The sequence below is a fragment of the Castellaniella sp. WN genome, assembly GCF_054457555.1.
Window position 1 is genome coordinate 627,434 of the sequence record NZ_JBTKZC010000001.1, and the last position, 20,271, is coordinate 647,704.

The 20,271-nt window shown below is 67.0% G+C and carries 15 protein-coding genes and 1 riboswitch; of the genes, 11 read left to right on the forward strand and 4 right to left on the reverse strand.

Annotated features, from left to right (window positions below; genetic code table 11):
* On the reverse strand, positions 1-4,452 hold the full coding sequence (locus tag ACTPOE_RS02875) for an autotransporter-associated beta strand repeat-containing protein (RefSeq protein ID WP_458870694.1): 4,452 nt from the start codon (positions 4,450-4,452) through the stop codon (positions 1-3).
* Positions 4,453-4,632: 180 nt separating this feature from the next.
* Here ACTPOE_RS02875 and ACTPOE_RS02880 point away from each other — a divergent pair, with 180 nt between their 5' ends.
* The 6 genes from ACTPOE_RS02880 to ACTPOE_RS02905 are packed head-to-tail and all read left to right on the forward strand — an operon-like array spanning position 4,633 to position 9,699.
* Entirely contained in the window at positions 4,633-5,613 is a 981-nt protein-coding gene (locus ACTPOE_RS02880) for a D-2-hydroxyacid dehydrogenase (RefSeq protein ID WP_458870695.1), read from the forward strand.
* A 16-nt stretch (positions 5,614-5,629) separates the two neighbouring features.
* Complete coding sequence (locus ACTPOE_RS02885; RefSeq protein ID WP_458870697.1) at positions 5,630-6,742, forward strand: type I glyceraldehyde-3-phosphate dehydrogenase; 1,113 nt, start codon at positions 5,630-5,632, stop codon at positions 6,740-6,742.
* Between the two features lie 4 nt (positions 6,743-6,746).
* Positions 6,747-8,144 (forward strand): class II fumarate hydratase, encoded by a 1,398-nt coding sequence (gene fumC / locus ACTPOE_RS02890; RefSeq protein WP_458870698.1) that lies wholly within the window; start codon positions 6,747-6,749, stop codon positions 8,142-8,144.
* 1 nt (position 8,145) lies between these two features.
* Positions 8,146-8,526 (forward strand): DUF488 domain-containing protein, encoded by a 381-nt coding sequence (locus tag ACTPOE_RS02895; protein ID WP_458870700.1) that lies wholly within the window; start codon positions 8,146-8,148, stop codon positions 8,524-8,526.
* 58 nt (positions 8,527-8,584) lie between these two features.
* Entirely contained in the window at positions 8,585-8,914 is a 330-nt protein-coding gene (locus ACTPOE_RS02900; RefSeq protein ID WP_458870701.1) for an NfeD family protein, read from the forward strand.
* On the forward strand, positions 8,914-9,699 hold the full coding sequence (locus ACTPOE_RS02905; RefSeq protein WP_458872737.1) for a slipin family protein: 786 nt from the start codon (positions 8,914-8,916) through the stop codon (positions 9,697-9,699). Before ACTPOE_RS02900 ends, ACTPOE_RS02905 begins: the two co-directional genes overlap by 1 nt.
* Here ACTPOE_RS02905 and ACTPOE_RS02910 read toward each other — a convergent pair.
* On the reverse strand, positions 9,656-10,147 hold the full coding sequence (locus ACTPOE_RS02910; RefSeq protein ID WP_458870703.1) for a thioredoxin domain-containing protein: 492 nt from the start codon (positions 10,145-10,147) through the stop codon (positions 9,656-9,658). The genes ACTPOE_RS02905 and ACTPOE_RS02910 overlap by 44 nt on opposite strands.
* Positions 10,148-10,377: 230 nt before the next feature.
* Between ACTPOE_RS02910 and ACTPOE_RS02915 the strand changes: the two genes are divergently transcribed.
* From ACTPOE_RS02915 to nadB, 3 genes are all read left to right on the forward strand, one after another.
* Positions 10,378-10,704, forward strand: a complete 327-nt coding sequence (locus tag ACTPOE_RS02915; RefSeq protein WP_458872738.1) for a c-type cytochrome — start codon at positions 10,378-10,380, stop codon at positions 10,702-10,704.
* A 201-nt stretch (positions 10,705-10,905) separates the two neighbouring features.
* Entirely contained in the window at positions 10,906-13,773 is a 2,868-nt protein-coding gene (locus ACTPOE_RS02920) for an adenosylcobalamin-dependent ribonucleoside-diphosphate reductase (protein ID WP_458870705.1), read from the forward strand.
* A 278-nt stretch (positions 13,774-14,051) separates the two neighbouring features.
* Positions 14,052-15,686: an L-aspartate oxidase gene (nadB, locus tag ACTPOE_RS02925; RefSeq protein ID WP_458870706.1), complete on the forward strand. Its 1,635-nt coding sequence runs from the start codon at positions 14,052-14,054 to the stop codon at positions 15,684-15,686.
* A gap of 292 nt (positions 15,687-15,978) precedes the next feature.
* On the opposite strand, the gene nadC is transcribed toward nadB, so the two are convergent.
* The gene (gene nadC, locus ACTPOE_RS02930) at positions 15,979-16,854 is read right to left on the reverse strand and encodes a carboxylating nicotinate-nucleotide diphosphorylase (protein WP_458870707.1); all 876 of its coding nucleotides are present in this window, start codon (positions 16,852-16,854) and stop codon (positions 15,979-15,981) included.
* Complete coding sequence (gene nadA, locus ACTPOE_RS02935; RefSeq protein WP_458870708.1) at positions 16,851-17,987, reverse strand: quinolinate synthase NadA; 1,137 nt, start codon at positions 17,985-17,987, stop codon at positions 16,851-16,853. Before nadA ends, nadC begins: the two co-directional genes overlap by 4 nt.
* Before the next feature lie 215 nt (positions 17,988-18,202).
* Positions 18,203-18,349: riboswitch (yybP-ykoY riboswitch) on the forward strand.
* Positions 18,350-18,417: 68 nt separating this feature from the next.
* Here nadA and ACTPOE_RS02940 point away from each other — a divergent pair.
* Together ACTPOE_RS02940 and ACTPOE_RS02945 are read left to right on the forward strand one after the other, a co-directional pair.
* Positions 18,418-18,993, forward strand: a complete 576-nt coding sequence (locus ACTPOE_RS02940) for a TMEM165/GDT1 family protein (protein ID WP_458870709.1) — start codon at positions 18,418-18,420, stop codon at positions 18,991-18,993.
* Complete coding sequence (locus ACTPOE_RS02945; RefSeq protein ID WP_458870710.1) at positions 18,993-20,270, forward strand: arsenic transporter; 1,278 nt, start codon at positions 18,993-18,995, stop codon at positions 20,268-20,270. Before ACTPOE_RS02940 ends, ACTPOE_RS02945 begins: the two co-directional genes overlap by 1 nt.
* Position 20,271 lies beyond the last annotated feature (1 nt).

Below are 20,271 nucleotides of genomic sequence, written 5' to 3' on the forward strand. Positions count from 1 at the left end.
TCAAAATCTTACGTTGAGACTGGCCTTGATGGCATGATCGGCGACGCCGGAGCCGAATTGCCCGCCATAGGAGAGGCTCAGCGTGGTATTGGACTTCGCGACATAGTCCAGGCCGGCCTCGATCAGCGCCGCGTTGCGCGCGATGGGTGTGCCGCCGATCAGGAAGGCATCGCCGCCGCCGGCGAATCGCTGCGTCGAATGCGGTTCGACATCGCCGAAGGCGTGACGCCAGCCGAGCAGGCCCTTGACGGTGAGCTCGGCGCCGCCGAGCGTGATGCCCGTGGCGGCGCGCACGCCGAGCGTGGCGAAGGAGACATTCGATTTTTTCTGGCCGATGATCAATGCCGCCGCGTCTCCTTGTTCGGTGTAGCGGTCGGAGCGCAGGCGCGTGTGGGCCAGGTTGATGAAGGGCTCGATGCGCGAGCCGCCCACCGCCATGTCGTAGCCCAGTTCGCCGAACGCCTGCCAGGCTTCGGCCTGGTAGGCGCCCGAGAGGTGGTCGGTCAAGCCGGGAAAGGACGCGTCGCGTCGGGTTTTCACGTAGTGCCGGGTGTAGGCCGCGCCCGTGCGCAGGGCGAGCCCGCCCCAGGCGGCGCCGCCGTAGACGCCCAGGTGGTAGTTGTGGCTCGAGCCCGACGAGGCGCGCTCCGCGGCCTTCGCATTCGAGTCGCTGTAGCCGGCCATCACGCCCACGCGTCCGCGGCCGAGCGGCCAGTCGACGCCGGCGATCAGGCCGTCGCTGTCGCGCTCCAGGCGCGCGGCGTTGCCGTTGCCGTGTGTCGCCCCCCATGAGCCAAAGCCTTGCGTCCAGAAGGCCGGGCCGGCGGGGTTGGCGGCCACGGGCGGCAGGAGGCCCGGGACGTCGCCCTGGGCGGCCAGCAGCACGCCGCCGGAGGCCGAGCCGGGCGCCGCTTGCGCGGCGCGCAGGCGATGATTGGCCGCATCGCGGATGAAGTGGCTGTCCTCGAGCAGCGCCGTGCGCATCGACGCATGGATTTCACCCGACAGCCGATCGAAGGCGGCGCGCGCCTGATCGGCCGACAGATTCAGTACCGCGTCGAATATCGGGCCCGTTCCGAGGCTTTCCACGCCCCCGCCGGTGGCGATCTGGTTCCGGGTGAGGCCGACGCTGGCGAAGGAGGCGTCGTTGCGGGTCATCGTCAGCAGGACCTGATTGGCGCCGTAGCCGAGCGAGGGGTCGAGGAAGGCGAGGTTGGAGGTTGCGCCGGAGAACGTTCCGTTGAGCCCGCCTGCGGCGCTCAGGATGGTGTATTGAGTGTGTGCCGCATAGTGGCCCGCGCCGGCCAGGACGCGCACCGAGGCGCCGTGGTCGATGGTGGCCGTGCCGGTGGCGATGATCCGGTCGCTGTTTCCGGCGGCATCCACTTCCACTTCGTAGACCGAGCCTGGCTCGAAGGCGAAGTCGCCGGCCACGTGCAGCGTGCCGATCGAATTGCCGGGCGCGACGGTGCCGTGGACGATGGTGTCGCCCACGGTGCCGCTGCCCTGCAGGCGGCCCGCCGCCTGGACGAGCAGCGTGCCGCCGAGCTGGCTGTTGACCGTCAGGATGCCGTGCCCGACTTCGGTGATGCCGGTGTAGGCGGTGTTGTTGCCCGTCAGGGACAGGGTGCCCGTGCCATTCTGGACGATTATGCCGGCGCCCGAGATGTCGCCGCCGAAGATCACGGCGTCGCTGCGGTTGAAGGCGAGGGTGCCGTTGTTCGTCACATTGCCGGTGATCTTGCCGGCCGTGCCGCCATTGCCGATTTGCAGCGTGCCGTCGCTGATCGTCGTGCCGCCGGTGTAGGTGTTGGCGCCAGTCAGGGTCAGGGTGCCCGCGCCGTATTTGATGACATCGCCGGAGCCGGCGATGTCGCCGTTGAAGACCACGGCATCGCTGCGGTCGAAAGCGAGGGTGCCGTTGTTCGTCACGTTGCCAGCGATCGAGCCGGCGGTGCCGCCGTTGCCGATTTGCAGCGTGCCGTCGCTGATCGTCGTGCCGCCGGTGTAGGTGTTGGCGCCGGTCAGGGTCAGGGTGTCCGCGCCGTATTTGATGACATCGCCGGAGCCGGCGATGTCGCCGTTGAAGACCGCGGCATCGCCGCGGTCGAAAGCGAGGGTGCCGTTGTTCGTCACGTTGCCAGCGATCGAGCCGGAGGAGCCGCCATTGCCGATTTGCAGCGTGCCGTCGCTGATCGTCGTGCCACCGGCGTAGGTGTTGGTACCGGTCAGGGTCAGGGTGCCCGTGCCGTTCTGGGCGACGGTGCCGGAGCCCGAGATTACGCCACCAAAGCTCGTGGCGTCGCCGCGGTTGAAGGCAAGGATGCTGTCGTTCGTCACGTTGCCGGTGATCGAGCCGGAGGAGCCGCCATTGCCGATTTGCAGCGTGCCGTCGTTGATCGTCGTGCCGCCGGCGTAGGTGTTGGTACCGGTCAGGGTCAGAACGCCCGTGCCCGCCTTGGTGAGCGAGCCTTCGCCGACGATCTCGCCGCCGAATGTGGTCGTGTTGCTGTGGTTGAAGGCGAGGGCGCCGCTTGCGTCGGCGAAGGTGATTTTGCTGGTGTCGAGGCTGGCTGCGCCGCCGTTGCCGATTTGCAGTGTGCCGGCGTTGATCGTCGTCTCGCCGGTGTAGGTGTTGGCGCCGGTCAGGGTCAGGGTGTCCGCGCCGTATTTGATGACATCGCCGGAGCCGGCGATGTCGCCGTTGAAGACCGCGGCATCGCCGCGGTCGAAAGCGAGGGTGCCGTTGTTCGTCACGTTGCCAGCGATCGAGCCGGCGGTGCCGCCGTTGCCGATTTGCAGCGTGCCGTCGCTGATCGTCGTGCCGCCGGTGTAGGTGTTGGCGCCGGTCAGGGTCAGGGTGTCCGCGCCGTATTTGATGACATCGCCGGAGCCGGCGATGTCGCCGTTGAAGACCGCGGCATCGCTGCGGTTGAAGGCAAGGATGCTGTCGTTCGTCACGTTGCCGGTGATCGAGCCGGAGGCGCCGCCATTGCCGATTTGCAGCGTGCCGTCGTTGATCGTCGTGCCGCCGGCGTAGGTGTTGGTGCCGGTCAGGGTCAGAGTGCCCGTGCCGTTCTGGGCGACGGTGCCGATGCCGGAGATCACATTGCCGAAGGTCACAGCGTCGCTGCGGTTGAAGGCGAGGGTGCTGTTGTTCGTCACGTCGCCGGTGATCGAGCCGGCGGTGCCGCCGTTGCCGATTTGCAGCGTGCCGTCGCTGATCGTCGTGCCGCCGGTGTAGGTGTTGGTGCCGGTCAGAGTCAGGGTGCCTGTGCCCTGCTTGGTGACAGCGCCGTTGCCGATGGTCTGATTGGTGACAGTGAAATCGGTTGGCTGATCGAAAATCAGGCTGCTATTCGTGATGGCGATATTGCCGATGAGTGTAGCATCGTCCTGCAGGGTGAGTGTGTTCGTGCCGCCGAGGAAAAACAGCGCGTTGCCATTCCCCTCGATCATGCCATGACCCGTGACGGTGATGGTGAGATCGCTGCCCGAGATGCCCGCGCCGTTGTTCGCGCCATCGCCTCCTGATATGGAGCCGCTGTTGATGATAATCAGATTGTCGCCTGTGATGCCGTCGCCGCCATTGCCGCGGTAGAGGCCATCGCCGCCGTCGCCGCCTGATACGGTGCCGCTATTGACGATCGTGCTCGCGAGATTGTTGCCCGTGATGCCGTTGCCACCGTTGCCGCCGTTGCCGCTATTGTTACCTGTAATGCTGCCGCCACCTTCACCGCCATTGCCACCTTGAATCTTGCCATAATTGGTGATGTCGCCGACACCGCCGCTGATGCCGTTACCGCCGTTACCGCCGTTACCGCCGTTACCGCCGTTACCGCCGTTACCGCCGTTACCGCCGCTTACGATATCGTTCTCGTCAACGGAAACCCCGTCTCCGTTGACGACCGTGCCACCGCCGCCACCGCCGCCACCGCCGCCACCGCCGCCAGATAATGCTATGCCGCCGTTGCCGCCGTTGCCGCCGCCGCCAGAGCCGCCGGTGCCGCCGATGCCGTCGCGAGGGTCGGCTATGCCGTCGCTACGGCCGTAGCCGTCGCTGCCAGGGCCGCCTCCGCCGCCTCCGCCGCCAAAGCCGTGGTAGGGGATATCATTGGGTTCAGGCGGCAGAGGGTTGTCGGGATCGGGAATGTAGACGGAGCCGCCGCCGGCGCCGGCGGCGGCTCCATTGCTCCCGGTGCCGCTGATGCCATTGCCCCCGCCGCCTCCGCCGCCCCCGCCCCCGGCTCCGTAGAAATTGAGTTGGCCTGCGCCGCCGTTTCCCCCGCTACCGCCGCTCACTGTATTGGCTGAGACGGAAATGGATGCTGCGAGGAGCGTCGTGACGGCTATTGTTGAAGCTACGTTCGAACCCTTGATCCGGCCCGCGGTTCTTGTTCCATGATTCCGAATACGAGAAAACGCGTTGCTAAAATCGACGCCGAGTTTCATGGGGTTCACCTTCTGGGACTCATGCCGGTTTCAAAATGTCTACGGCTGACACTTTCTTGAAGTAACCCGGCGTGATCAGAAGTTCCATTCTTGAGCAGGTTCGGAGAGGGACATCGCACTCGCCGCCCAGCCATGCAGTAGACTAACCGGTTGACGCTGTCTTTCAACGAGGCCTGTGCCATGAATCCTTTGCGCATTGTTTTTCTGGACCGGGATTCCCTGCCGGCGACGGAGGATTTCACCGGTCCGCAGGCGCCCCACGAATTAGTCACGTATCCGCGCACGGCGCCCGGCCAGGTCGTCGAGCGCATCCGCGACGCCGACATCGTGATCGTGAACAAGGTCGTGCTGGCCGCCGACGCGATCGCCCAGGCGCCGCGCCTGCGCATGATCGCGGTCGCCGCGACGGGCACCGACAACATCGACCTGGACGCCTGCGACCGGCGCGGCATCATTGTCTCCAACGTGCGCGATTACGCCGTGCATGCCGTCCCGGAGCACACCTTCGCCCTGATGCTGGCTCTGCGACGCAACCTGCTGGCCTATCGCCAGTCGGTGCGCGACGGCCGTTGGCAGGCCAGCGGCCAGTTCTGCTATTTCGATTTTCCCGTGCGTGACCTGGCCGGATCGACCCTGGGCATCATCGGCCGGGGCGCCCTGGGCGAAGCCGTGGCCGAGATCGCCCGCGCCTTCGGCATGAAGGTCCAGTTCGCCGCGCGGCGGAACGCGGGCGAACCGACCAACGACTACACCGATTTCAACCATGTCCTGCGCACCAGCGACGTGATCAGCCTGCATTGTCCGCTCAACGCTCAGACCCGGGGCATGATCGGAGCCCCGGAATTCGCCCTGATGGAGCGCAAGCCACTGCTCGTGAACACCGCGCGCGGCGGGCTGGTGGACGAATACGCGCTGGAGCATGCGCTGCGCGCCGGACAGATCAGCGGCGCGGGTTTCGATGTCTCGTCCCAGGAACCGCCCGCTCAGGACCACCCCCTGATGCGCCTGCTGGATCATCCGAATTTCATCCTGACCCCGCACGTGGCCTGGACCAGCGACGCCGCCATCCGGACGATGATCCGTCAGGTACGTGACAACATCGATGCGTTCCTGCGGGATGACCCGCGCAACGTCATCGCCGGCTACCGCGCCGCGCGCTGAGCCTCGAAACCTTCCCATGCCCGCCGACCGCCCCGAACCCGCTGTGTCCCGTCCCCTGCGCATCGCCATCAACGGCTATGGCCGGATCGGACGCTGCGTGCTGCGTGCCTTGGCCGAATCCCCGCATCGCCGCGACCTGCGCATCGTGGCGATCAACGAGCCGGCGGATCTGGAGTCCATGGCCTACCTGACCCGCTTCGACTCGACCCACGGGATCTTTCCCGGCGAGATCCGGGTGCTCGACGGCGGCCTGGCCGTCGACGGGCAGGTGATTCCCGTGTTCCACGCGCGGGATCCCGCCGACGGTCCCTGGGGCGGGCTGGACTTCGACCTGTTGCTGGAATGCTCCGGCGCCTTTTCCACGCGCGAGCGCCTGCAGTCCTTCCTGGACGCGGGCTGCCCGCGGGTGCTGGTCTCGCAACCGGGCAAGAGCGCGGCGGACGTGGATTGCACCATCGTCCACGGCATCAACGACGACGAGCTGCGGGCCGGCCAGCGCATCGTATCGGCGGCCTCGTGCACGACCAACGCCGCCGTCCCGATCCTGGACCTGCTGGAGCGCCGCCTGGGTGTGGAAGGCGCCTTCCTGACCACGCTGCATTCGGTGATGAACGATCAGCCCATGATCGACGGCTATCATCACGCCGACCTGCGCCGCACCCGTTCCGCCATGCAGTCCATCGTGCCGGTGGCCACGGGCCTGGCCCAGGGCATCGAGCGCATGCTGCCCGGCCTCGCCGGCCGCATTCAGGCCAAGGCCGTGCGGGTGCCCATCCTCAATGTCTCGGCCATCGACCTGGCCGTGAACCTGCGTCGGGACACGTCCCCGGAAGCTCTGAACACGCTGTTCTCCGAGGCCGCCCGGACCCGTCCCGACCTGATCGCCTGCACCGGCCAGCCCCATGCCTCGGTGGACTTCAACCATGATCCGCATTCGGCCGTCATCGACCTGGGCCAGACCCGCGTCAACCAGGGTCGCTTCGCCAACCTGCTGATCTGGTTCGACAACGAATGGGGCTTCGCCAACCGGATGCTCGACGTGGCGTGGACCTGGGCGGACCGCTTTTTGCCGCCGGGCCGCCCCGAGGCGAAAAACGCCCCCTTTTTTTCCTCATCTCCCGGAGTTTGACATCATGGCCGATATTCGGACCGAAACCGATTCCATGGGCGCCATCGAGGTGCCTGCCGCCCATTACTGGGGCGCGCAGACGCAGCGTTCCATCCAGAACTTCCCGATCGGCGTGGACCGGTTCCGCTGGCAGCCTCCGGTGATCCGCGCCCTGGGCGTGCTGAAGAAGGCCGCCGCCCAAGCCAACGCCGAACTCGGCGAGCTGCCCGCGGACATCGGCAATCTGATCGTGCGCGCCGCCGATGAAGTGATCGAGGGCAAGCTCGACGGCGAATTCCCGCTGGTGGTGTTCCAGACCGGTTCGGGCACCCAGTCGAACATGAACGCCAATGAAGTCATCTCCAATCGGGCCATTGCGCTGGCCGGCGGGCAGGTGGGCTCCAAGACCCCGGTGCATCCGAACGACCATGTCAATCGCGGCCAGTCGTCCAACGACACCTTCCCCACGGCCATGCATATCGCGGTGGCGGAGGAACTGTCGCGCCGTTTCTTCCCGTCCGTCGGGCGCTTGCGCGCCACGCTGGACGCCAAGGCCAAGTCCTTCCAGGACGTCGTCAAGACCGGACGGACCCACCTGCAGGACGCCACGCCGATCACGCTGGGCCAGGAAATCAGCGCCTGGGTGGCGCAGATCGACTTCGCCCTGGACGCCGTGCAGGCGGCGCTGCCGGGCATCTACGACCTGGCGATCGGCGGCACGGCCGTGGGCACGGGCCTGAACGCCCACCCGCGCTTCGGCGAACTGGCCGCCGCCCGCATTGCAGACATCACCGGCCTGCCGTTCCGCAGTGCGGAAAACAAGTTCTTCGCCCTGTCGGCCCACGATGCGCTGGTGAACCTGTCGGCGGCGCTGCGCACCCTGGCCGGCGCGCTGATGAAGATCGCCAACGACGTACGCTGGCTGGCCAGCGGCCCGCGCTGTGGTATCGGCGAACTGTTGATCCCGGAAAACGAGCCGGGCTCGTCCATCATGCCGGGCAAGGTCAACCCGACCCAATGCGAGGCCATGACCATGGTCTGCGCCCAGGTCTATGGCAATGATGCCACCGTGGCTTTCGCCGGGTCCCAGGGCAACTTCCAGTTGAATGTCTACAAACCCGTCATGGTGCACAATGTCCTGGAGAGCATCGGCCTGCTGGCCGACGCCTGCCTGTCCTTCGACGAGCACTGCGCCGCGGGCATCGAACCCAACCGGCCGAAGATCGCGGAAAACCTGGAAAAGAACCTGATGCTGGTCACCGCGCTGAATCGCCACATCGGCTACGACAAGGCCGCCGCAATCGCCAAGAAGGCTCACAAGGAGCACAGCACTTTGCGGGAAGCCGCCCTGGCGCTGGGCTTTCTGACCGATGCGCAGTACGATGAGTGGATCGTCCCCCTGGATATGACGCGTCCATCATGACATGAAATCGGCTGTACAGATCAAGCGCGTATACGCAGAGCCCGAGGACACCGACGGCCTGCGCGTGTTCATCGACCGGCTTTGGCCGCGCGGCCTGTCCAAGGCCGCGCTTCAGTACGACCTCTGGTGCAAGGACCTGGCGCCCAGTCCGGCGCTGCGCACCTGGTTTTGCCACAAGCTCGAACACTGGGACGGCTTTCGCCGCGAATATGCCGCCGAATTGCGGGACGAACAGGCGCAGGCCCGCATGGGTGAGGTCTTTGCGGCGGCCGGCGGCCGGCGCATCACCCTGGTGTTCGGCGCCAAGGATCCGGAACATAATCACGCCCTGATCCTGGCGGACGCGATGAACGATTACGCCAGACGCCATCGCCTCGCCTGAACGAATCCCCGGCGCCGCCGCGCCGGCCCGCGATTCCGCAATCTCCTCGGGGAAGGAAATGCTGCTGGTCTATTTCGGTTCGCAGTCGGTCTGGGCACTGTCGCTGCTCGGGCTGATCCTGCTGCTGGCCGCGATCATCGCCATCCAGGCGCATCGCCTGCGAGCCCGGGGCGGCAACGAAGAGCTGCCCGGCATGGTCGGCGAAGTCACCCAGGCTTCCGACATGCGGGGCCGCGCCCGCGCCCTGGTGCGCGGAGAGATCTGGCAGGTGCATGCGGAAACGCCCCTGCGGCCCGGCCAGGCGGTGCGGGTCCGGGCCGAGAGCGGCCTGATGCTGGAAGTCGAACCCGTCCCCGAAGGGGATGTCTCATTGGGAGAACCCTCATGATGTTCCTGGAACTGGATTCGGGCCTCGGCCTGCTGGTGCTCGTCTTCCTGGTGTTCCTGTTGTTCAAGCTGTTCCGCATCCTGCGCGAATACGAGCGCGCCGTGATCTTCACGCTGGGCCGCTATACCAGCACCAAGGGGCCGGGGCTGATCATCGTGATTCCCTTCCTGCAGCAGGCGGTGCGTGTGGACATGCGCGTGGTGACGCTGGACATCCCGCCCCAGGACGTGATTTCCCGCGACAACGTGTCGGTGCAGGTGAACGCGGTGCTGTATTTCCGGGTGGTGGATCCGGGAAGGGCCATCATCCAGGTCGAGCGTTACCTGGAAGCCACCAGCCAGCTGGCGCAGACGACGTTGCGGGCGGTGCTGGGCAAGCACGAACTGGACGAGATGCTGGCCGAGCGCGAAAAGCTGAACCTGGACATCCAGACCATCCTGGACGCCCAGACCGATGGCTGGGGCATCAAGGTCACCAACGTCGAGATCAAGGACATCGGCCTGAACGAGACCATGGTGCGGGCCATGGCGCGCCAGGCCGAGGCCGAGCGCGACCGCCGCGCCAAGGTCATCCACGCCGAGGGCGAGCGCCAGGCGGCCCAGGCGCTGGCCGATGCGGCCAATACCCTGGCCCAGGAGCCGTCGGCGATGCAGTTGCGCTACCTGGAGACCCTGTCCCAGGTGGCGGGCGACAAGTCGTCCACCCTGGTGTTCCCGATTCCGATCGACCTCCTGGCCGGGTTCATGGGGCCGTCGCATCCGCCTCGGCCAGGAGCTGACCGATGACGGCGCCCGCCCGCAGGTCGTCCAGCCGGCCGAAATGATGCAGGCGGACGCCGCCCCGGGCGTCCAGGATCACCAGGGATGGCGTGCCTTGCAATCCCCAGGCCTGCATGGTCAGGGGAATCGGGTTGCCGGACGGGGCGGGGCGGTCGATACCCACGGGGAATCGGATCCGGTATTCGTGCAGGAATGCCCGCAGCGCGATTTCGCCCATGGCGGCATGATGCTCGAAGACCGTGTGCAGGCCGATCACCTGGACGCGTCCCGGCGGAAAGGATTCGTGGATCGCCTTGGCCTGAGGCAGGCCGTGGGACACGCAGCCCGGGCACAGCATCTGGAAGGCGTGCACGACCACGACGGAGCCGCGCAGCGACTCCAGCGTGGGCGGGGTGTCGCGGACGTTCAGCCAGGTCTCGATCTCCCAGGGTGGAGGCAGCGCACCGTTGATCATGATCAGGCTCCGCGGTGAGGTCGGTCGATTTCATGATAGGACGGACGTACAATCCAGGGAAGGCACCGACGTCGGAAAACCTACAATTGATAATGGTAATCTTACGCGTACTCGCCGACCATGGTGTAATGATCGCCTTCGCCGCACGACATATTGTGGCGGAACGATTTCGGGCGCTCGTGGGGCGCCCTTCTGAAACTTCCCTATCTGACGGAGATTCACACATGAAATTGTCCTCTCTCGCCCTGAGCCTCTCCCTGCTGGCCATAGGCCAGGCCGCCCACGCCGCGCCGGATTTCGCCCAGGTCAAGGACATCCTGACCAAGAACGCCTGTCTGGCTTGCCACGCGGTCGACAAGAAGGTCGTCGGACCCGCTTACCAGGAAGTCGCAGCCAAGCACAAGGGCCAGGCGGACGCCGCCACGGTCCTGGCCCAGCATATCAAGGGCGGCAGTTCCGGCGTCTACGGTCCGATCCCGATGCCGCCCAACGTCGGCATTTCCGACGCCGACATCAAGACGGTGGTCGAGTGGCTGGTAGCCGGCGCTCCGCAATGATCTCCCGATGCCCGGGGACGTCCCGGACTGGCGGCCAGTAGCCAGGCGGACCGCCCCAGAGCGTTTCTGGAGACCCTGCGCGTGGCCCGGTCGGCCGCCGCAGGGTTTTTTTACCATCAGGCCGTCCCGGGGCGCGGCGTGGGGCATTCCCAATTTCGGGGTCCGGATGGCGGACCCGTCTTCATCATCACAGGAGCCGACATGAACCGAGTCGACGTTTTCTCGGGCCTGGAGACCCAGTCCATTTCCGTTGAAGTCCTGCGGGAGAAATATGCCAAGGGCGCGGAAACCTCGATCGTCGAAATCCAGCGGCGCGTGGCGCGTGCGCTGGCCTCGGTCGAGAAGCCCAGGCAGCGCGCACGCTACCGGGCCCTGTTCCTGGATGCCCAGCAGCGTGGGTTCATTCCCGCTGGCCGCATCAATTCGGCCGCGGGCACGGATCTGGCCGCCACGCTCATCAACTGCTTCGTCCAGCCGGTCGGGGATTCCGTGTCCGATCCCGTGGATGGCCGACCGGGCATCTACGACGCTCTGCAGAAAGCCGCCGAGACGATGCGGCGCGGCGGCGGAGTGGGGTACAACTTCAGCCATATCCGTCCCGCGGGCGCCATCGTCAAGGGTACGGCCTCGAAGGCGTCCGGGCCCGTGTCCTACATGCGCGTGTTCGATCGCTCCTGCGAAACCGTGGAATCGGCCGGCTCGCGGCGCGGCGCGCAGATGGGGGTGCTCGACGTCGGCCATCCCGACATCGAGACCTTCATCGAGGCCAAGCAGACGGCCGGCGAACTGACTAATTTCAATGTATCGGTCAGTGTCACCGACGAATTCATGCGCGCCGTCGAGAACGACACCTCGTTCCCCCTGACCCACACGGCGGAGCCTTCGGACGATCTGAAGGCCGCCGGAGCCCATCGCCGCGAGGACGGCCTGTGGGTCTATCGCGAGGTCCGGGCACGTGACCTATGGGACCGGATCATGCGGTCCACGTATGATTATGCCGAGCCCGGCGTGCTGTTCCACGACCGGATCAACGGCGAGAACAACCTGCACTACCTGGAAACGCTGGACGCCACCAACCCCTGCGGCGAACAGCCCCTGCCGGGCTACGGCTGCTGCTGCCTGGGCTCCATCGACCTGACGCGCTTCGTGCGCAATCCATTCGGCCTGCAGGGCAACCCCTCCGTGGACTGGGACGGACTGGCCGAGGTTGTGGCCGTGGCCGTGCGCATGCTGGACAATGTGCTGGACGCCACCGTCTGGCCGCTGCCCGAGCAGGCGGCGGAAGCCGCTCGCAAGCGTCGCGTCGGCCTGGGCGTCACCGGCCTGGGCGATGCCCTGATCATGCTGAAACTGGCCTATGACAGCGAGCCCGCGCGCGCGATGGCCGCCCGTTTCGCCCGCGAGGTGGCCCATGCCGCCTATCGCGCTTCGGTGGAACTGGCCCGCGAACGCGGCCCATTCCCGGGCTTCCAGGCCAAGCCCTACCTGGCCAGCGGCTTCGCCCGGCGCCTGCCGGAGGACATCCGCGCCTCCATCGCGGAACACGGCATCCGCAACAGCCACCTCACCTCGATCGCCCCGACGGGGACGATTTCCCTGGCCTTCGCCGACAACGCCTCCAACGGCATCGAACCGCCGTTTTCCTGGACCTATACGCGCACCAAGCGCATGGCGGACGGCGGCAAGCAGGACTACGTGGTCGAGGACCACGCCTACCGCCTCTATCGCCTGATGGGAGGCGACGTGTCCGGCGCGCTGCCGCCGTATTTCCGCACCGCGCTGGAGATCTCAGCCCGTGACCACGCACTGATGGTCGCCGCCGTCAAGGACCACGTCGACGCCGCGATCTCCAAGACCGTGAATGTGGCCGCGGACTACCCTTACGAGGACTTCAAGGACCTGTACATGCAGGCCTGGAAGCTCGGTCTGAAGGGCATCACCACCTACCGCCCCAGCGGCAAGCGCGGTGCCGTGCTGTCGGTCGCGCCCGCGGCCGACGCGCCCGCCCAGCCCGAGGCCATCTCCTTGTCCGAGGCCGACCGCCGCCTAGTGCTCAAGCGCGTCATCGAGCCGGTGCTCAACAGCTTGCGCTGGCCCAATCGCCCGCGACTGCCGCGCGGGGCGTCCTGCTGGGCGTCGGACGCCATCGAATCCCCGGAAGGCAGTTTCGTGGTCTTCGTGTCCGACCTGCAGAGCCGGCCCTTCGAAGTCTGGGTCAACGGCGCCCGTCCGCCGCGCGGCCTGGGTTCCGTGGCCAAGATGCTCAGCCTGGACATGTACACGGACGACTTTCCCTGGCTCAACCGCAAGCTGGAGGTCTTGGCCGGCACCAATGGGGGCGCTCCTTTCCAGATCCAGGACCCGGAGGCCGGCGAACCGATCTGGGTGCCTTCGACGGTGGCCGCCCTGGCGCGCCTGGTGGCGTTTCGCCACCGCACCCTGGGCATCGACGCCGCGGCCCATTCCAAGTCCGCCATGATGGAGGCCCTGATCGCGCCGCGAGAACCCAAGACCGGCCCGGACGGGACGATGGGCTGGATCTGCGATGTCCTCAACCCGGTCACAGGCGACGATTTCGTGCTGATGGTCAAGGAACTGCGCATGCCCGATGGCTCCACCCGGCCGTACTCCGTATGGGGCGCCGGGAAGTTCCCCCGCGCGTTCGAGGGCCTGTTCAAGCTCCTGAGCCTGGACATGCGTATCGTCGATCCGGCATGGATCGCCATGAAATTGCGCAAGCTGATGAACTATGCCGAGCCTCAGGGGGATTTCCTGGCCCGGGTGCCCGGCGCCGACAAGTCCAGTTCCTTCCCTTCGACGGAGGCCTACATCGCCCGCCTGCTGATCCACCGCTACGCGATGCTCGGTATCCTGGACGAGCAGGGCGAGCCTGTCGAGCAGATGGGTGTGGTGCAGGCCGAGTCCGCCGCGGCGCCCGCCCATCCGGCGGCTCGTCCAGCGCCTGTCGTCAACGGGACCGAATGCCCCGAATGCCACTTGCATAGCGTCATCCGGAAGGACGGCTGCCAGTTCTGCACCCACTGCGGATATACGGGCGCTTGTGGATGAGACCGGACGCAGGACAGTCCCTTGCGGACTGTCCTGCGCCTGTCGAATCGGAGCGCCTTGCAAGGCGCGACGTGGAGGGATACCACTCTTTGAGAGAGTCCCGCCTGTCGAATCGGAGCGCCTTGCAAGGCGCGACGTGGAGGGATACCACTCTTTGAGAGAGTCCCGCCTGTCGAATCGGAGCGCCTTGCAAGGCGCGACGTGGAAGAAACGGATATAGAATGATTCCCCCGGACCGGGAAGCCCGGCGACACGCAACCAGTCAACCAAGAAGTGTCATGAATCATCAATACGACGTCCTGATCATCGGCAGCGGCCTGTCCGGCCTGACGGTGGCACTGCACCTGGCGGCCGACAAGAAGGTCGCCGTGCTGTCGAAGAAAGCCCTGCTGGACGGAGCCAGCAACTGGGCCCAGGGCGGCATTGCCGCCGTCCTGGATTCCCAGGACAGCCACGATGAGCACATCGCCGACACACTGGTGGCGGGCGCCGGGCTGTGCGATCCAGACGCCACGCGCCGCATCATCGAGCAGGGCCGTTCAGCCATCGACTGGCTGATCGAGCTGGGCGTACCCTTCACACCGGATCAGGGCGCCGAACTGGGCTTCCACCTCACCCGCGAGGGCGGCCACAGCCAGCGGCGCATCATCCATGCCGCCGACGCCACCGGCCATCTGGTTCAGCTCACCCTGGAACAGCAGGTCCGGGCCCATCGCAACATCACCTTGCTGGAATATCATTCCGGAGTCGAACTCATCACCAGCCGCATCCTGGCCGACGGGGCACCGATCCCGGCCGACCAGCCGGCCCGCTGCCTGGGGGCCTACGTCTACGACGAACGCGCCGACCGCGTGCACACCATCCTCGCGTCCCGCGTCGTGCTGGCTACGGGCGGCGCGGGCAAGGTCTATCTGCACACCAGCAATCCCGACACCTCCACCGGCGACGGCATCGCCATGGCCTGGCGGGCGGGCTGCCGCGTGGCCAATATGGAATTCATGCAGTTCCACCCGACCTGCATGTACCACCCGCAGGCCAAATCCTTCCTGATCTCCGAGGCCGTGCGGGGGGAGGGCGGGGTGCTGCGCCTGCCGGCCTCGGCCGGTGCCCGGGCGGGCGAGCGCTTCATGCAGTGGCATGACGAACGGCTGGAGCTGGCCCCGCGCGACGTGGTGGCCCGCGCCATCGACTTCGAAATCAAGAAGCGCGGCTTGACCCACGTGGACCTGGACATCAGCCACCGTTCGGCCGAATTCATCCGCGAACATTTCCCGACCATCCACGCCCGCTGTCTGGAGTTCGGCATCGACATGACCCGCGAGCCGATCCCGGTGGTGCCAGCGATGCACTTCACCTGCGGCGGAGTGGTGGTCGACATGAACGGCCGCACCGATATTCCGGGCCTCTACGCGGTGGGCGAAACCGCCTATACCGGCCTGCACGGCGCCAACCGCCTGGCCAGCAATTCGCTGCTGGAATGCCTGGTGATCGGCCGCAATGCGGCGCACGACATCGACGCCCAGCCCGATCCGGATCCACTGCCGGACCGGGTGCCAGACTGGGACGACAGCCGGGCGCGAGACAGTTCCGAGGCCGTGCTGGTCACGCACGCCTGGGACGAGGTCCGCCGCCTGATGTCCAATTACGTCGGCATCGTGCGCACGCAGAAGCGCCTGGGCCGCGCGCGCCAGCGCATCAGCCTGCTGGACCAGGAAATCGAATCGTATTACCAGGAACACCGGGTCACCAGCGATCTGCTGGAATGCCGCAACCTGATCCAGGTCGCGGCCCTGGTGGTGGCCGCCGCGCAGTCGCGCAAGGAAAGCCGCGGCCTGCATTATTGCCAGGATTTCCCCTGGACGCTGCCTCGGGCCCTGCCCACGGTGATGACGCCGGAAGACGGTTTCCGCTGAGGCGGCCGGGAACACGGGCACGGCGAAGCCGGCGCGCGCCCGGCCAGCCGCCCTAGTGTCCTGTCTGGTTAATTCCGATCCTTGCCTTCGGCGCCTGGGCTGGCCATGCTGCGTTGCTTGTCCACCTCACCGCTTGCAAGCGGTTCGGATTCGTCAGGCACGGAGCAGTCCGCAGGGACTGCTCCGTGTCCAGACTCATCCTCGCGATAGCACCGGCTATCGCTGCGGTTTGCGCCTTGCCTGACAAGCCCATGCATCCGAATTCAAGTGACCAAACTCGCCAGACAGGACACTAGACGACCCGCAGAGAATAATCGACGGCGCGGACGTCCTTGGTCAGGCTGCCGATCGAGATCCGGTCCACGCCCGTCTGGGCGATCGCGCGCACAGTGTCGTGACGGATGCCGCCGGAGGCTTCGAGCAGGGCCCTGCCGGCATTCAGCGCGACCGCGGCAACCAGGTCGTCCAGGCCGAAGTTGTCCAGCAGCACGGATTCGGCCCCCGCGTCCAGCGCCTGTCGCAATTCGTCCAGCGATTCGACCTCGATCTGGATCGGAACGCCGCCCGAGACATCCCGCGCGGCCCGCAGGGCGGCGGCGATGCCGCCCGCCGCCAGGATGTGGTTTTCCTTGATCAGGATGCCATCGTACAAGGCCAGGCGCTGATTCTTGCCGCCACCCACGCGCACGGCGTATTTTTCGGCCAGGCGCAGGCCGGGCAGTGTCTTGCGGGTGTCCAGAATGGCGGCGCGCGTGCCGGCCGTCAGGTCCACGTAGCGGCGGGTGGCCGTAGCCACGCCGGAGAGTAGCTGTAGGAAGTTCAGGGCGGTGCGCTCGGCGGTCAGCAGGGCGCGCGCCGGACCATGCAGGCGGCAGACCACGGAATCCGCTTCCATCAGGTCGCCTTCGGCGTAGGCCCAGTCGAGCAGGATGCGTTCGTCCACCCGGTGCATGACGGCCTCGAACCAGGGCGCGCCACACAGGACGGCGGGTTCGCGCACGATGACACGGGCGGACTCGACCTGTTCTTCCGGGATCAGCAGGCCAGTGACGTCGCCCGCGCCGACGTCCTCGAGCAGGGCGCGCTCGATGTCGGCCTCGAAGGACGACCGCAGGGCGGGCGGGAAGGGGGCGTGCGGATTGCGCAGCGTCGAGGAAGTCAGGCTCATGCCGGGCCGACTCCGGAAAACAGGGCCTGTTCCTGCGCCAGGTCGGGGCCGGGACGGGTGTTGCGGCGGCGCGCGGCGGCGAAGTCCAGCATGCGGTCGATGCAGACCTTGGCCTGGCGGCCCAGCGCCGGATCCAAATGGATCTCGTTGGTGCCGAATTCCAGCGCGTCGGCCACGCCTTTGAGGGAATTCATGGCCATCCAGGGGCAGTGGGCACAGCTCTTGCAGGTGGCCGATTCGCCGGCCGTCGGCGCGGCGATGAAGGTCTTGCCGGGCGCGGCCAGGCGCATCTTGTGCAGCAGGCCCTGGTCGGTGGCGACGATGAAAGTCGTGGCCGGGGATTCGGTCACGGCCGCCAGCAGACGCGAAGTCGAACCCACGACATCGGCCTGGGCCACGACGGCGGCGGGTGACTCCGGGTGCACCAGCACCAGGGCATCCGGGTGTTCCTTGCGCATCAGGTCCAGCTCGATACCCTTGAATTCGTCATGCACGGTGCAAGACCCCTGCCACAGCACCATGTCCGCGCCGGTTTCGCGCTGGATGTAGGAGCCCAGGTGGCGGTCGGGCGCCCAGAGGATCTTCTTGCCCTGGCGGTGCAGTTCGGAGACGATGTCCAGGCCGATGGAGGAAGTCACCATCCAGTCGGCCTGGGCCTTCACGGCGGCGCTGGTGTTGGCGTACACCACCACCGTGCGGTCGGGATGCAGCGCCCGGAACGTGGCGAAGGCCACCGGATCGCAGCCCAGGTCGAGGGAACAGGTGGCGTCCAGATCGGGCATCAGGATGCGTTTTTCGGGGGACAGGATCTTGGCCGTCTCGCCCATGAAGCGCACGCCCGAGACCACGAGCGTGTCGGCCGCGTGATCGCGCCCGAAGCGCGCCATTTCCAGGGAATCGGAGACGCAGCCGCCGGTTTCCTCGGCCAGGTCCTGGATGTCGGCGTCCACGTAGTAGTGCGCGACCAGAACGGCGTTGCGGGACTTCAGCAGGCGCCGGACGCGGCCCTTCTGGAGTTCGCGTTCCTGGGGGGACAGCGGCGGATTCACCCGGGCCCAGGCTTCGGCCACGGTGCGGGTGCCGACAGCCATGTCCGGGCGGTCGAATTCGACGATTCGGGTACCTGAGGGCATGATGATACGGAGAGGGGAGAAATGGGTAGAAGACCATCATACGACAAAGCCGTCCGCATCGCCCGGCGCGCCCTTGCGCGCGTAGCGGGAATGACACCGAAACAGACCGGAGCCCGCGCCGCGGTCGGCGCTCCCTTGCTCGCGACGGGGCAACCGGCGCCGCGCTGATCGGGACGGCCGGCCCGCGGAGAAGAAAATCCCCGTTATAATTCGCGCCACCCGTCATCGGGGAGTAGCCGGCTCGCGCGCAGGCCCGTCCGTCCAGGACGGCGCGCCGCGCGCGGTGCGCGCGTCAACACACTTGGCCATCCGGCCATGGCGCGCGCGGCTCGCGGTATTTCATACCCGGGCCTGGCAAGACCGCTGACTGCGTTTCTCGTCGCAAGGGGCCGGCGGGAGCGTAGTCGCGTCAGCCCCGGATGTTCCCCTCATGGATGCTTTCCTCGTTTCCACCGGTGTGGTCGCCCTGGGTGAAATCGGCGACAAGACCCAGTTGCTGGCCATGGTGCTGGCGGCTCGCTACCACCGGCCAGGCCTGATCTGTCTGGGGGTGCTGATCGCCACCCTGGCCAATCACGTTCTGGCGGGCCTGGCCGGCCAGATGGCCGCCCGGCTGCTCGATCCCGTCGTCCTGCAATGGCTGCTGGGGATTTCCTTTCTGTTCATGGCCGGCTGGCTGCTGATCCCCGACAAGCTCGATGAGGTGCCCAAGCCGATGCGTGGTCTGGGCGTGCTGACTGCCACTATCTCGCTGTTCTTTCTGGCGGAAATGGGAGACAAGACCCAGATCGCCACCGTGGCTCTGGCTGCGCGCTACGACAGTCTCGCCGCGGTCGTCGGCGGCAGTACCCTGGGCATGATGCTGGCCAACGTCCCTGCCGTATATTTCGGCGATCGCGCCGCCGGCCGTCTGCCCGCCCGCCTGGTTCATGGCATCGCCGCCGTGCTATTCGCGAGCCTGGGCGGCCTGACGCTGCTGCACGCGGCCGGCGGACTGGGGGCCTGATGCTCGCCCTGGCCCTGTTCGTCCTGACGCTGGCGCTGGTCATCTGGCAGCCGCGTGGCCTGGGCATCGGCTGGAGCGCCGGCCTGGGAGCCGGACTGGCGCTGCTGACCGGCGTCATCCGGCCGGAGGACATTCCGGTCGTCTGGGGCATCGTCTGGAACGCCACGGGCACCTTCGTCGCGATCGTGATCATCAGCCTGCTGCTGGAAGCCGCGGGTTTCTTCGAGTGGGCCGCCCTGCACGTGGCGCGCTGGGGCGGCGGCCGGGGCGGGCGCCTGTTCGTCCTGATGATCCTGTTGGGCGCCGGCGTCAGCGCGCTGTTCAACAATGACGGCGCGGCGCTGATCCTGACTCCGATCGTCGTCGCCATGCTGGCGGCGCTGCGGTTCTCCCCCCGGGCGACACTGGCCTTCGTCATGGCGGCGGGCTTCATCGCCGATACCGCCAGCCTGCCGCTGGTGGTGTCCAACCTCGTCAATATCGTCACGGCGGATTACTTCGGTGTCGGCTTCGCCCGCTACGCGGCCGTCATGATGCCCGTCGATCTCGCCGCCATCCTCGCCTCGTTGGCGGTCCTGGGCCTGGTGTTCCGCCGCGCCATCCCGCCGCGCTACGACGCGCAAAGGCTGCCCGTGCCGGCGACCGTCGTCCACGACCGGCCGACGTTCCTGGCGGGGTGGGGGGTACTGGCCTGGCTGCTGCTGGGCTTCTTCGTGCTGGAGCCCCTGGGCATTCCCGTCAGCGCGACGGCGGCGGCCGGCGCTCTGGCCCTGGCCGGCGTCGCCGCCCGGGGCGGGCGCATCCCGGTCCTGCGCCGGGTGCGCGGCGCTCCCTGGCAGATCATCATGTTCGCCCTGGGGATGTATCTGGTGGTCTACGGATTGCGCCACGCGGGCCTGACGGGGTTCCTGACTCAGGCGCTGGACTGGCTGGCGGGGCAGGGGATCTGGACAGCCACCCTGGGCACGGGTCTGTTGAGCGCGATTCTGTCGTCCCTGATGAACAACCTGCCCACGGTCCTGATCGGCGCACTGTCGATCGAGGCGTCCCAGGCGCAGGGCGTCGTGCGCGAAGCCATGATCTACGCGCACGTGATCGGCTGCGACCTGGGCCCCAAGTTGACGCCCATCGGCAGCCTGGCCACGCTGCTGTGGCTGCACGTGCTGCGCGGCCGGGACATCCGCATCGGCTGGGGACAGTACTGCCGGATCGGACTGGTGCTGACGTTGCCGGTGCTGACCGCGGCGCTGGTTACACTGGCGTGGCGGCTCGGTTGAG

Bases quoted from the DNA above. Each gene is read 5' to 3' on its own strand.
- ACTPOE_RS02900 (WP_458870701.1), top strand. From the start codon at position 8,585: ATGCTGCTGGTCTATTTCGGTTCGCAGTCGGTCTGGGCACTGTCGCTG.
- nadB (WP_458870706.1), top strand. From the start codon at position 14,052: ATGAATCATCAATACGACGTCCTGATCATCGGCAGCGGCCTGTCCGGC.
- nadA (WP_458870708.1), bottom strand. From the start codon at position 17,987: ATGCCCTCAGGTACCCGAATCGTCGAATTCGACCGCCCGGACATGGCT.
- ACTPOE_RS02910 (WP_458870703.1), bottom strand. From the start codon at position 10,147: ATGATCAACGGTGCGCTGCCTCCACCCTGGGAGATCGAGACCTGGCTG.
- ACTPOE_RS02875 (WP_458870694.1), bottom strand. From the start codon at position 4,452: ATGAAACTCGGCGTCGATTTTAGCAACGCGTTTTCTCGTATTCGGAAT.
- fumC (WP_458870698.1), top strand. From the start codon at position 6,747: ATGGCCGATATTCGGACCGAAACCGATTCCATGGGCGCCATCGAGGTG.
- ACTPOE_RS02885 (WP_458870697.1), top strand. From the start codon at position 5,630: ATGCCCGCCGACCGCCCCGAACCCGCTGTGTCCCGTCCCCTGCGCATC.
- nadC (WP_458870707.1), bottom strand. From the start codon at position 16,854: ATGAGCCTGACTTCCTCGACGCTGCGCAATCCGCACGCCCCCTTCCCG.
- ACTPOE_RS02920 (WP_458870705.1), top strand. From the start codon at position 10,906: ATGAACCGAGTCGACGTTTTCTCGGGCCTGGAGACCCAGTCCATTTCC.
- ACTPOE_RS02945 (WP_458870710.1), top strand. From the start codon at position 18,993: ATGCTCGCCCTGGCCCTGTTCGTCCTGACGCTGGCGCTGGTCATCTGG.
- ACTPOE_RS02940 (WP_458870709.1), top strand. From the start codon at position 18,418: ATGGATGCTTTCCTCGTTTCCACCGGTGTGGTCGCCCTGGGTGAAATC.
- ACTPOE_RS02905 (WP_458872737.1), top strand. From the start codon at position 8,914: ATGTTCCTGGAACTGGATTCGGGCCTCGGCCTGCTGGTGCTCGTCTTC.
- ACTPOE_RS02880 (WP_458870695.1), top strand. From the start codon at position 4,633: ATGAATCCTTTGCGCATTGTTTTTCTGGACCGGGATTCCCTGCCGGCG.
- ACTPOE_RS02895 (WP_458870700.1), top strand. From the start codon at position 8,146: ATGAAATCGGCTGTACAGATCAAGCGCGTATACGCAGAGCCCGAGGAC.